This window comes from Pectobacterium odoriferum (genome assembly GCF_009931295.1).
Classification (GTDB): domain Bacteria; phylum Pseudomonadota; class Gammaproteobacteria; order Enterobacterales; family Enterobacteriaceae; genus Pectobacterium; species Pectobacterium odoriferum.
Genome location: NZ_CP034938.1, coordinates 4,933,411 through 4,946,317, shown reverse-complemented (window position 1 = coordinate 4,946,317; position 12,907 = coordinate 4,933,411). Strand labels below are relative to the sequence as shown.

At 51.7% G+C, this 12,907-nt stretch carries 10 protein-coding genes and 1 rRNA gene; 9 read left to right on the top strand and 2 right to left on the bottom strand.

The features are described 5' to 3' along the window. Positions 1–31: 31 nt before the first annotated feature. The gene (gene kup, locus EO763_RS22380) at positions 32–1,900 is read left to right on the top strand and encodes a low affinity potassium transporter Kup (RefSeq protein ID WP_039533588.1); all 1,869 of its coding nucleotides are present in this window, start codon (positions 32–34) and stop codon (positions 1,898–1,900) included. Between the two features lie 179 nt (positions 1,901–2,079). Here kup and qseC read toward each other — a convergent pair whose 3' ends face one another. Together qseC and qseB are read right to left on the bottom strand one after the other, a co-directional pair. Next, the gene (qseC, locus tag EO763_RS22375; protein ID WP_161530274.1) at positions 2,080–3,429 is read right to left on the bottom strand and encodes a quorum sensing histidine kinase QseC; all 1,350 of its coding nucleotides are present in this window, start codon (positions 3,427–3,429) and stop codon (positions 2,080–2,082) included. Next, the gene (qseB, locus tag EO763_RS22370; protein ID WP_161530273.1) at positions 3,426–4,088 is read right to left on the bottom strand and encodes a quorum sensing response regulator transcription factor QseB; all 663 of its coding nucleotides are present in this window, start codon (positions 4,086–4,088) and stop codon (positions 3,426–3,428) included. The genes qseC and qseB overlap by 4 nt, the downstream gene beginning before the upstream one ends. A 258-nt stretch (positions 4,089–4,346) precedes the next feature. On the opposite strand from qseB, the gene EO763_RS22365 reads away from it, so the two are divergent. The 8 genes from EO763_RS22365 to EO763_RS22330 all read left to right on the top strand — a co-directional run bounded on the left by EO763_RS22365 (position 4,347) and on the right by EO763_RS22330 (position 12,860). Beyond that, complete coding sequence (locus tag EO763_RS22365) at positions 4,347–4,742, top strand: YgiW/YdeI family stress tolerance OB fold protein (protein ID WP_161530272.1); 396 nt, start codon at positions 4,347–4,349, stop codon at positions 4,740–4,742. Between the two features lie 204 nt (positions 4,743–4,946). Further along, a complete protein-coding gene (gene rbsD / locus EO763_RS22360; protein ID WP_039508291.1) occupies positions 4,947–5,366 on the top strand; it encodes a D-ribose pyranase in 420 nt (139 codons plus the stop codon). Positions 5,367–5,373: 7 nt separating this feature from the next. After that, entirely contained in the window at positions 5,374–6,879 is a 1,506-nt protein-coding gene (gene rbsA / locus EO763_RS22355) for a ribose ABC transporter ATP-binding protein RbsA (protein ID WP_161530271.1), read from the top strand. A 7-nt stretch (positions 6,880–6,886) separates the two neighbouring features. Beyond that, complete coding sequence (gene rbsC, locus EO763_RS22350; protein WP_010681479.1) at positions 6,887–7,855, top strand: ribose ABC transporter permease; 969 nt, start codon at positions 6,887–6,889, stop codon at positions 7,853–7,855. A gap of 25 nt (positions 7,856–7,880) precedes the next feature. Beyond that, positions 7,881–8,768 carry a ribose ABC transporter substrate-binding protein RbsB gene (rbsB, locus tag EO763_RS22345; protein WP_005976509.1) on the top strand — a complete coding sequence of 296 codons (888 nt, stop codon included), beginning with the start codon at positions 7,881–7,883 and terminating at the stop codon, positions 8,766–8,768. A gap of 195 nt (positions 8,769–8,963) precedes the next feature. Continuing rightward, complete coding sequence (rbsK, locus tag EO763_RS22340) at positions 8,964–9,890, top strand: ribokinase (RefSeq protein WP_161530270.1); 927 nt, start codon at positions 8,964–8,966, stop codon at positions 9,888–9,890. Positions 9,891–9,893: 3 nt separating this feature from the next. Continuing rightward, entirely contained in the window at positions 9,894–10,889 is a 996-nt protein-coding gene (rbsR, locus tag EO763_RS22335; RefSeq protein ID WP_039493988.1) for a ribose operon transcriptional repressor RbsR, read from the top strand. Positions 10,890–11,318: 429 nt separating this feature from the next. Continuing rightward, positions 11,319–12,860: ribosomal RNA gene (locus tag EO763_RS22330) — 16S ribosomal RNA — on the top strand. Positions 12,861–12,907 lie beyond the last annotated feature (47 nt).

Genomic DNA, 12,907 nt, shown 5'->3' with positions numbered 1-12,907 from the left:
CGCGGACTGATTAACAACAGAAGATAGGTTTATGAGCTCAGAACATAAACGTTCGCTTCCGGCTGTCACGCTGGCGGCCATCGGGGTGGTTTATGGAGATATAGGAACCAGCCCTCTTTATACGTTAAGGGAATGTTTATCAGGGCAGTTTGGTTTTGGGGTCGAACCTGACTCGGTCTTTGGTTTTCTTTCACTGATCTTTTGGCTATTGGTTCTCGTTGTTTCGCTGAAATATCTGACCTATGTGATGCGTGCCGATAACGCAGGCGAAGGTGGGATTCTGACATTAATGTCGCTAGCTGGGCGCAATACCTCCGATCGCATGACGTCCGTGCTAGTCATCATGGGGTTGATTGGTGGCAGCTTCTTTTATGGGGAAGTCGTCATCACGCCTGCTATCTCTGTGATGTCGGCGATGGAAGGGCTGGAAATTGCCGCGCCGTCGATGGACAGCTATATCGTTCCGCTCTCGATTGTCGTCCTGACGTTACTGTTTATCATTCAAAAACACGGTACGGGTAGCGTTGGCAAGCTGTTTGCACCCGTGATGCTGATTTGGTTTTTAACGCTTGGTATCCTGGGCGCTCGCAGCATTATCGCTAATCCCGAAGTCTTGCAGGCGTTGAACCCGATGTACGCTGTGCGCTTCTTTGTCGAGTATAAAGCGGTGTCGTTCTTCGCCCTGGGGGCGGTGGTGCTGGCGATTACCGGGGTCGAGGCGCTGTATGCCGATATGGGCCACTTCGGTAAATTCCCCATTCGTCTGGCTTGGTTTACGGTGGTGCTGCCGTCGCTGGTGTTAAATTACTTCGGGCAGGGGGCGTTGCTGTTAAAAGACCCGGAAGCCATCAAAAACCCGTTCTTCCTGCTGGCGCCAGATTGGGCGCTGATTCCACTGATGATATTGGCCACGCTGGCGACAATTATTGCCTCGCAGGCGGTGATTTCCGGCGTGTTCTCCCTGACGCGCCAAGCGGTGCGGCTGGGCTATTTACCGCCGATGCGTATCGTACACACGTCAGATATGGAATCCGGTCAGATTTATATTCCTGCCATTAACTGGATGCTCTATATCGCCGTCGTCATCGTGATTGTCAGCTTTGAGCATTCGAGCAATTTGGCTGCGGCTTATGGGATTGCGGTAACGGGGACGATGGTGATTACCAGTATTCTGTTCTGTACGGTGGCGGTGAAGAACTGGCTCTGGAATCGCTATCTGGCGTGGGTGTTGCTGGCGGGCCTGCTGATTATTGACGTGCCGATGTTTTTGGCAAACGTAGTCAAGATCCTCTCTGGCGGCTGGCTACCGCTAGCGCTGGGTATGGTGATGTTTATCATCATGACCACATGGAAAAGCGAGCGTTTCAGGTTGCTGCGCCGGTTGCATGAGCATGGTAATTCGCTGGATGCCATGATTGCGTCACTGGAGAAAACGCCGCCGACGCGTGTGCCAGGGACTGCTGTGTACTTCTCGCGTGCGACTCGCGTGATTCCGTTCGCACTGCTGCATAACCTTAAGCACAATAAAATCCTGCATGAGCGTGTGGTGCTGTTGACCATGCGAACGGAGGATGCGCCCTATGTATTGAACGCTCGCCGTGTGACGGTTGAACAGCTTTCGCCGACGTTTTGGCGAGTGATTGCCAACTATGGCTGGCGTGAGACGCCGGATGTGGAAGAGGTCTTTCAGCGCTGCTGGCAGGATGGGTTAACCTGCCAAATGATGGAAACATCTTTCTTTATGTCTAATGAGTCGCTGATTATCGGTGAGCGCCCGTGGTATCTGCGCTTGCGCGGTAAGCTATTCATGATGCTCAGCAGAAATGCGCTGCGAGCGGCGGATCAGTTTGAAATACCGCCGAACAGGCTGATTGAGCTGGGGATACAGGTCGAGATTTAAGTGATCCCACGATTAGGGCGCTATGTTGGGATAAGATCGAGATATACGGTCGACCACGGGGCGAGGCGTCCCTGCGGGAACCTCATCCCCGTGTTTCCCTAATAACAAGCAGCAGTTGCTGCCTGTTGGGGGAAGCCATATTGCTCAGTGCGTTAACGTATAGATAGAGAGAATAATCGTTACCAATTCACTGACACAATCAGCCCGCCTTCGGGCTGATTGGTGAACGTGACCCGCATGCGGTGCAGCGTGGCGATGTTATTTACGATGGAAATCCCCAGACCGCTGCCGGATTTCTCTTGCCCCGGCGGGCGATAAAAACGTTCGCCGATTCTTGCCAGTGCCTCCTCGCTAATGCCCGGTCCGTTATCGGCAACCTGAAAGCCGTGCTCTGTCAGCGTCAGGCTTACCGTTCCCCCTTCATAGCTGTAGCGAATAGCGTTATCCAGCAGATTGCGCACCAGCAGGGTCAGCAGCAGCGGGTGGCCCTGCTGGATAACGGGGGCGTCTGGTAAATCCAGCGTCAGTTCGATACCTGCGGTTTGCGCCGTGTGGTAGTGCGCGATCACCGCCTGTTGCAGTAGTTCATTGAACTGGACGGGCTGCATCCCTTCGGGGGACGATTCGGCATCCAGCCGCGATAGCGTCAGGAGTTGATCCACCAGCCGTGTAGCCCGATCGATACCTTTGTCCAGATTGACCAGTGCATGGTGCCGCATGGCTTCATCGTCATGCGCGAGCTGTGCGACTTCGGTTTGAACTTTCAACGCTGCCAGCGGGCTACGCAGCTCGTGAGCGGCATCGGAGGTGAAACGGCGTTCACGAACCAGCATGTCGCTGATGCGGGAAAACAGGTGGTTCAATGCATTGACCAACGGGCGAACTTCTTGCGGGATGTGCTGTGTCGCCAGCGGTGTACTTTCGTCCGGTGAACGCTGTTGAAGCTCGGCGGTAATACGTTTTAACGGCGAGAGTTCACGCGTGACCAGCCAGAACAGCAGCGCCAACATGATCGGCAGTGCGAACAGCCAGGGCATCAGGTTGGTTTTTACAATATCCAGCGTCATGTCCTGACGGTATTCCCATTCCTGTCCGACAGCGATCACGTAGCGATTATCCACCGTCGTTAGCCAGACAATGCGCCATGCGTCGTTGTCATCGCGCAATTTGCCGTCGGTGAAGCCGTTTCGCTGGTAATCAAAAATGAAATCTTTGCCGTTCTCACCATCATTCAACACCATCTTCCCATCGCGAGTAAAAATGGCGAAGGCTAGGGCATCGTCGTCCTGCTTGCCTCGATCCTTATGTACCAGACTTTTGGTTTTGGGCAGAGAAGTCGACTGAATTCGCAATTCATCGGGGTTCATCGTGGCAAGACGTTTGGCAAACAGCATTTGCTGGGTATCAAATAACTCATTGATGTTATGGCGCGTTTGATACCACGAAAGCAAACTGGCTACGCCCCAGCAAATCAGCGTCAGCAGCGTGAAACCCGCAATCAGGCGTAAACGCAGGCTGAGTCGGTTCATGGAGCATCTCCCAGAATGTAGCCAACGCCATGTACGGTACGGATAAACCCAGCACCCAGCTTTTTGCGCAGGTGGTGGATATGCACTTCTACCGCATTGCTGGAGACATCATCGTCCCACCCGTAGAGCTTTTCTTCCAACTGTGCGCGCGTGAGTACGCGGTTTGGATTGAGCAAAAACAGTTCCAGTAACGCCAGTTCGCGAGATTTTAGTATCAGCGGTTCGTTGTTAAGGGTGACGCTCCGCGATCCCGGCTCAAGGGAAACCGCGCCGTGCGTTAATGTCGGTTGCAGTTGGCCGTGACGACGGCGAATCAGCGCCTGCAGGCGAGCGGCTACTTCTGTCAGCGCAAAGGGCTTACATAAATAATCATCGGCACCCTGCTGTAGCCCTTCTACGCGCTGTTCTAACGCATCGCGGGCGGTCAGAACCAGTACCGGTTCGTCATGCCCCGCCTGACGCCACTGGCGCAGAATATCCATCCCGTCCATGCCCGGCAGGCTGAGATCGAGCACAACCGCATCATAGGGGGCAGCCTTCAATGCAGCGGCACCCGCTTTACCTTCCATAAACCAGTCAATATTAAAGCCCAGTTTGTTTAAACCAGCTTTCAGGCCGTCACCAATCAAGCGATCGTCTTCGATTAACAATATTCTCATGGGGGCCTCGCAGGGAATGTACTGCTGTTGCGCTTATGTCTTTTCCGGTTTTATACGAAATAGAGAGGCGGTGTGTACAGGACAAATCGCTGAAATTGGGCGATTTCGGCAATATAAAAAAATAAGAAAGTAAACGCTGACTCCTTAAGATTCTGTTAAGAACGGTTTGCTTTAATCCTTCCCGAAGACCGATTACTCCCGCAGGCTGACTGCGAAACCGTTGACTGTGAAACAACAGAAAAAATAAGGAAGGTAAACATGAAAAAAGCAGCTGCGTTACTCGCCATTACCGCTCTGGTTTCTGCACCCGTATTTGCCGCACAAAACGGCGGTGGTTTCGTCAACCCAGAAACGCCTGCGGTTGGCACACATAAAGGGGGATTCATCGATCAACAGAGTTCCCTCACCACGGTAGATAAAGCTAAAGAACTGCGTGACGACAGTTGGGTGACGCTGAGCGGTAATATTGAAAAACGAATCGGTGATGAAAACTACCTGTTCCGCGACGCGACAGGCACGATGGAAGTCGAAATCGATCACAAACGCTGGAATGGTCAGATGGTTTCGCCCACCGACAAAGTGGAAATTCAGGGTGAGCTGGATAAAGACTTCAACTCCGTCGAGCTGGATGTGAAGCAGATTCGCAAACTCTAAATCGTTATCCTCAATTCCCTCGTGGCGGGCCGTTGCCCGCCATTTCTCTATTTATCAACCTTCTATAACGGCCTCTTGTTCTCTTTATTTTTTTGTTAGCGAAACGTTTCGATAGCGATCACAGTTTTTTTATCTCTTCATTGCCTTTCTTGCTTCTTTTTCTAGAATGTTATTAGCGAAACGTTTCGCTGGTGGGGTGAGAAGATGAAAAAAGCAGCATTATTGAATTCAGATATTTCTTCCGTGATTTCTCGACTGGGGCATACCGATAGCCTTGTTATTGGTGATGCCGGTTTACCGATTCCTGAAACGACGACCCGTATCGATCTGGCGTTGACGCACAACGTACCGACGTTCTTGCAGGTCGTTAGCGTTGTCACCAGCGAAATGCAGGTCGAGGCCGCTATTCTTGCGGAAGAGATTCTTGAAAAGAACCCCGCAGTCCATGACGCATTACTCGATCAATTGAAGCAACTTGAACAACACCAGGGAAACTCAATTGCATTGCACTATGTTAGCCATGAAGAATTTAAAACCCAAAGCGGCAAAAGCCGGGCGATCATTCGCAGCGGAGAGTGTTCTCCGTATGCCAATGTCATCCTTTGTGCTGGCGTAACGTTCTGAGGCATCAATGCAACCTTTACTGCAACTGCAAGGCATCACGAAATCTTTTCCCGGCGTTAAAGCGCTTTCCGGTGCGGCACTCAACGTCTATCCGGGAAAAGTGATGGCGCTGGTGGGCGAAAACGGTGCGGGCAAGTCCACCATGATGAAAGTGCTGACCGGGATCTATCGTAAAGATGCCGGCAGCATTCATTTTCTGGGACAAGAGGTGGATTTCAGTGGGCCGAAAGCGTCCCAGGAAGCAGGTATCGGTATTATCCATCAGGAACTTAACCTGATTCCCCAACTCACGATTGCCGAGAATATCTTCCTTGGTCGTGAATTTACCAACCGCTTCGGTCGTATCGACTGGAACAAGATGTATGCGGAAGCCGATAAGCTGCTGAAGCGCCTTAATCTGCGCTATGACAGCCGTCGTATGGTCGGGGATTTATCGATTGGCGATCAGCAAATGGTAGAAATTGCCAAGGTGCTGAGCTTTGAATCGAAAGTCATCATCATGGATGAACCGACCGATGCTCTGACGGATACCGAAACCGCTTCGCTATTCAGCGTGATCAAAGAGCTGCAATCTCAGGGATGCGGCATTGTCTATATTTCCCACCGTCTGAAAGAAATCTTTGAAATCTGCGATGACATTACTGTTTTCCGCGATGGTCAGTTTATCGGCGAGCGTCCGGTTAGTGACTTAGAGGAAGATACGCTGATTGAAATGATGGTGGGCCGTAAACTGGAAGATCAGTACCCGCGTTCGAATAAAGCGCCGGGAGAGGTTCGCCTTAAGGTGCAGAACCTGTCTGGGCCAGGCGTAGAGGGCGTCAGCTTTACGGTGCGAAAAGGCGAGATTCTGGGCGTCGCAGGATTGATGGGCGCGGGCCGTACCGAGCTGATGAAGATTCTCTACGGCGCACTGCCGCGTACGGGCGGCAATGTGACGCTGGATGGCCACGACGTGGTGACCCGTAAACCTCAGGATGGCTTGGCGAACGGCATCGTTTATATATCGGAAGATCGCAAACGCGATGGTCTGGTGCTGGGCATGTCGGTAAAAGAAAACATGTCATTAACCGCACTGCGCTATTTCAGCCATGCGGGCGGTCGTCTGAAACACGCCGAAGAGCAACTGACGGTTGCCGATTTTATTCGCCTGTTCAACGTGAAAACGCCTTCGATGGAGCAGCCTATCGGCCTGCTTTCCGGCGGTAATCAGCAGAAAGTGGCGATTGCCCGTGGCCTGATGACGCGCCCGAATGTCCTGATCCTCGATGAACCGACGCGTGGCGTCGATGTCGGGGCGAAGAAAGAGATTTATCAGTTAATCAATCAATTCAAAGAAGAAGGGCTGAGCATCATATTGGTGTCATCCGAAATGCCCGAAGTCTTGGGAATGAGCGATCGCATCATTGTGATGCATGAAGGGCGCTTGAGCGGTGATTTCCCTATTGAGCAAGCAACCCAGGAAGCACTGATGGCTGCGGCCGTTGGTAAGCAATACGGCGCAAAGCAGGAGTAAGTCAGACATGAGTTCTCAATCTATCGCGGCAAAACGCTGGTTCAGCAAAGAGTGGTTATTGGAGCAGAAATCGCTGATCGCGCTCCTGATCCTGATTGCGGTTGTGTCCGCCATGAGCCCTAACTTTTTTACCCTGAACAACCTGTTCAATATTCTTCAGCAGACGTCGGTGAACGCCATCATGGCGGTTGGCATGACGCTAGTGATACTGACCTCGGGTATTGATTTGTCAGTGGGTTCACTGCTGGCATTGACCGGTGCCGTAGCGGCTTCCATCGTCGGGCTTGAAGTGAATGCGCTGGTGGCGGTGTTTGGCGCACTGGCGCTGGGTGCGCTGATTGGTGCGGGTACGGGGGTTATTGTCTCCAAAGGTAAAGTGCAGGCCTTTATCGCTACGTTAGTCATGATGCTGTTACTGCGCGGTGTGACGATGGTCTATACCAACGGCAGCCCGGTGAATACCGGTTTTTCCGACGTAGCAGATGCGTTTGGCTGGTTTGGTATCGGCCGTCCGCTGGGGATTCCAACGCCAATCTGGATCATGGCTATCGTGTTCGCGGCGGCCTGGTACATGCTGCACCATACGCGGTTGGGGCGCTATATCTATGCGCTGGGCGGCAATGAATCCGCAACTCGTTTGTCCGGCATCAGCGTTGATAAAATCAAGATTATTGTCTATTCCCTGTGTGGGCTGCTGTCTGCCCTGGCGGGAATTATCGAAGTCGCACGTTTGTCCTCTGCACAGCCGACGGCGGGTACAGGGTATGAGCTGGATGCTATCGCGGCTGTAGTATTGGGCGGCACCAGTCTGGCTGGAGGAAAAGGGCGTATCGTTGGTACGTTGATCGGCGCACTTATCCTTGGTTTCCTCAACAACGGACTGAATTTATTAGGTGTTTCTTCTTACTACCAAATGATCGTTAAAGCAGTCGTCATCTTGCTGGCGGTTCTGGTAGATAACAAAAGCAGTAAATAACCTTCATTCACACAGGAATTGAGTTATGAATATGAAAAAGCTGGCTACTCTGGTTTCCGCTGTTGCGCTGAGCGCGACTGTCAGTGCTAATGCCTTGGCCAAAGATACGGTTGCTCTGGTGGTTTCTACGCTGAATAACCCGTTCTTTGTTTCAATGAAAGAGGGTGCACAGAAAGAAGCTGACAAACTGGGTTACGAGCTGATTGTGCTGGATTCTCAGAATAACCCAGCAAAAGAACTGGCTAACGTTCAGGATTTGACGGTGCGTGGAACCAAAGTTCTGCTGATCAACCCGACCGATTCTGATGCGGTAGGTAATGCGATTAAAATGGCCAATCAGGCCAAGATCCCTGTTATTACGCTGGACCGCGTTGCCAGCAGTGGTGAAGTTGTGAGCCACGTTGCTTCTGATAATGCCTTCGGTGGTAAAGTTGCCGGTGACTTCATTGCCAAGAAATTGGGTGAAGGTGCCAAGGTGATTCAGTTGGAAGGGATTGCCGGAACGTCTGCTGCGCGTGAGCGTGGGGCGGGCTTCATGAAATCTGCTGAGAAAAATAAATTCGCGATGCTGGCTAGCCAACCAGCTGACTTCGACCGTACTAAAGGGCTGAACGTGATGCAGAACCTGCTGACCGCACACCCTGACGTTCAGGCCGTATTTGCTCAGAACGATGAAATGGCGTTGGGCGCACTGCGTGCACTGCAAACCGCAGGCAAAACAGATGTGCTGGTTGTCGGCTTTGATGGTACTCAGGATGGCGTGAAGGCCGTTGAGTCAGGCAAGCTGGCTGCAACTGTTGCTCAGCGTCCTGATCAGATCGGTGTAATCGGTATCGAAACGGCTGCGAAAGTGCTGAAAGGCGAAAAAACGCAGGCCATCATTCCGGTTGACCTGAAGCTGGTTGCAAAATAATTAAAAATATACCCTAAATAATTCGAGTTGCATGAAGGCGGTAACCGCACGAATCCCCAGGAGCTTACACAAGTAAGTGACTGGGGTGAGTAAGGGCAACCAACGCACAGGCTGCTTGAAGTATGACGGATATAAAGCAGGGCTCGCGCCACCCGTTTGTGGTGGCGCATTATTAACGTAGCGGGATTCGACATAATGAAAACGGGTAAGCTGGTGGTGCTGGGCAGTATTAATGCTGACCATATTCTCAATCTTGAGCAATTTCCCCGCCCAGGCGAAACGGTGATCGGTGAGCAATATAGCGTAGCTTTCGGTGGGAAAGGTGCCAATCAGGCCGTTGCCGCCGGCCGAAGCGGTGCAGACATCGCCTTTATTGCCTGCGTCGGAGAAGATGATATCGGTACCCGTATTTGCCAGCAGCTATCCAAGGACAATATTGATGTTTCCGCCGTTGAGGCTATCTCTGGGGAAACAACCGGCGTTGCGCTGATTTTTGTTAACGCCGACGCTGAGAACATGATTGCGATAAATGCAGGCGCAAATGCTGCGGTGTCGCCTGATTACCTTTATCGTCATCAGCAACACATTATTGATGCTTCTGCGTTGCTTATGCAGCTTGAGTCGCCGTTGGAAACGGTTATTGCGGCCGCTAAACTCGCGCATGAACACCAAACAAAAGTGATTCTGAACCCCGCTCCTGCCCGCGAGCTACCCGATGAACTGTTATCGCTGGTCAATATGATCACGCCGAATGAAACCGAAGCACAGTTCCTGACGGGAATTACCGTTGAGACGGAAGACGATGCGGCTCGCGCAGCACAGGTTCTGCACGATAAAGGCATCGAAACGGTTCTGATCACATTGGGTAGTCGTGGCGTATGGCTAAGTGAAAACGGTCAGGGGCAGCGTATTCCGGGTTATCGTGTAAAAGCCGTGGATACTATCGCAGCTGGAGATACTTTTAATGGCGCGTTAGTGACTGCATTACTGGAAAATAAGCCCATGTCCTCCGCAGTAAAATTTGCCCATGCGGCAGCTGCGATAGCCGTTACTCGCCGAGGTGCTCAGCCCTCTGTCCCATGGCGTGAAGAGATCGACGCATTTTTGCAAACCCAGGGGTGATCTTTGGCCACCATGAAAGATGTCGCCCGTCTTGCGGGCGTTTCTACTTCTACCGTATCTCACGTCATTAATAACAATCGCTTTGTCAGTGATACCATTCGCGAAAAAGTGATGAAGGCCGTTGAGGATCTCAACTATGCGCCGTCTGCGCTGGCCAGAAGTCTGAAAATAAACCAGACCCGCACCATTGGCATGTTGCTCACTGCCAGTAATAACCCGTTTTATGCCGAAGTGGTGCGTGGCGTAGAGCGCTGCTGTTATGAAAGAGGCTATAGCCTGATTCTGTGCAACACCGAAGGCGATCGCGACAGAATGAGCCATAGTCTCGAAACGCTGCTGCAAAAGCGGGTCGACGGCGTACTGTTGATGTGCACCGAAAGTCATCGCCCTTTGCCCGAAATGATGAGTCGCTATCCTTCTATACCTATGGTTATGATGGATTGGGCGCCTTTTGAAGGCGTTATGGATGTCATTAAAGATAACTCCCTGCTCGGTGGAGAGATCGCGACCAATTACCTCATTTCCCGTGGTTATAAAAAGATAGCCTGCATTGCGGGTCCGAAAGATAAGACGACAGCCTATAACCGATTAGAAGGTTATCGACAGGCGATGCAGCTTGCTGGGCTATTCGTTCCCGCTGATTATGAAATTTTCGGTGATTTTGAGTTTGAAGCGGGCTATCGCGCTATGCAGCAGTTGTTAGCGCTGGAAGATAAACCTGAAGCGGTGTTCACCAGTAATGATGCGATGGCCGTTGGTGTTTACCATGCGCTTTATCAGGCTGGGCTTTCAATTCCTCAAGACATGGCAGTTATTGGCTACGATGACATTGAGCTGGCTCGCTATATGTCTCCACCTCTTACTACCGTGCATCAACCGAAGGATGAACTTGGCGAATTAGCGGTTGATACACTTTTGTATCGTCTAGAGCATCCCAATACTGAACCTAATGCGCTGGTGTTGACGCCGGAATTGATGGTGCGTCAGTCTGTCCGGTGAGGATTTCTCCCAGTTAGCGGCGAAAAATCCGGCATAACGGTGTCTTTTACTGCGCTTTGCTGAAAAAATCCTCACTCGATATTTTTTTTGCATTTAGCGCTTGTCAGCGTGCGAGAAGTCCCTATAATGCGCCTCCACTGACACGGCAACAGCGACACGCGGTTGTGGTAACAGGAAAAAAGATTCAACGAAGGCGGTCAGTAATGACTTGACTTCACAGCGGAAAAGCATAGTATATGCAGCCCGCGCCACCGATGAAGTGGCACTGCTCTTTAACAATTTAATCAGACAATCTGTGTGGGCACTCACAAGACCGTATCTTAACGATATAAAAAGTCTTGAAGAGTGAACAACAGTAAATTCATTACGAATAAACAGTTACTAATTCTTTGAGCATCGCTGACGAGTTCAGCAAATCAAACAAATCTTAAATTGAAGAGTTTGATCATGGCTCAGATTGAACGCTGGCGGCAGGCCTAACACATGCAAGTCGAGCGGTAGCACAGGAGAGCTTGCTCTCTGGGTGACGAGCGGCGGACGGGTGAGTAATGTCTGGGAAACTGCCTGATGGAGGGGGATAACTACTGGAAACGGTAGCTAATACCGCATAACCTCGCAAGAGTAAAGAGGGGGACCTTCGGGCCTCTCGCCATCAGATGTGCCCAGATGGGATTAGCTAGTAGGTGAGGTAATGGCTCACCTAGGCGACGATCCCTAGCTGGTCTGAGAGGATGACCAGCCACACTGGAACTGAGACACGGTCCAGACTCCTACGGGAGGCAGCAGTGGGGAATATTGCACAATGGGCGCAAGCCTGATGCAGCCATGCCGCGTGTGTGAAGAAGGCCTTCGGGTTGTAAAGCACTTTCAGCGAGGAGGAAGGCAGTCGTGTTAATAGCACGGCTGATTGACGTTACTCGCAGAAGAAGCACCGGCTAACTCCGTGCCAGCAGCCGCGGTAATACGGAGGGTGCAAGCGTTAATCGGAATGACTGGGCGTAAAGCGCACGCAGGCGGTCTGTTAAGTTGGATGTGAAATCCCCGGGCTTAACCTGGGAACTGCATTCAAAACTGACAGGCTAGAGTCTTGTAGAGGGGGGTAGAATTCCAGGTGTAGCGGTGAAATGCGTAGAGATCTGGAGGAATACCGGTGGCGAAGGCGGCCCCCTGGACAAAGACTGACGCTCAGGTGCGAAAGCGTGGGGAGCAAACAGGATTAGATACCCTGGTAGTCCACGCTGTAAACGATGTCGATTTGGAGGTTGTGCCCTTGAGGCGTGGCTTCCGGAGCTAACGCGTTAAATCGACCGCCTGGGGAGTACGGCCGCAAGGTTAAAACTCAAATGAATTGACGGGGGCCCGCACAAGCGGTGGAGCATGTGGTTTAATTCGATGCAACGCGAAGAACCTTACCTACTCTTGACATCCAGAGAATTAGCTAGAGATAGCTGAGTGCCTTCGGGAACTCTGAGACAGGTGCTGCATGGCTGTCGTCAGCTCGTGTTGTGAAATGTTGGGTTAAGTCCCGCAACGAGCGCAACCCTTATCCTTTGTTGCCAGCGATTCGGTCGGGAACTCAAAGGAGACTGCCGGTGATAAACCGGAGGAAGGTGGGGATGACGTCAAGTCATCATGGCCCTTACGAGTAGGGCTACACACGTGCTACAATGGCGTATACAAAGAGAAGCGACCTCGCGAGAGCAAGCGGACCTCATAAAGTACGTCGTAGTCCGGATTGGAGTCTGCAACTCGACTCCATGAAGTCGGAATCGCTAGTAATCGTAGATCAGAATGCTACGGTGAATACGTTCCCGGGCCTTGTACACACCGCCCGTCACACCATGGGAGTGGGTTGCAAAAGAAGTAGGTAGCTTAACCTTCGGGAGGGCGCTTACCACTTTGTGATTCATGACTGGGGTGAAGTCGTAACAAGGTAACCGTAGGGGAACCTGCGGTTGGATCACCTCCTTACCAAGAAGATGTGTGTTAAGTGAAGTGCTCACACAGATTGTCTGATG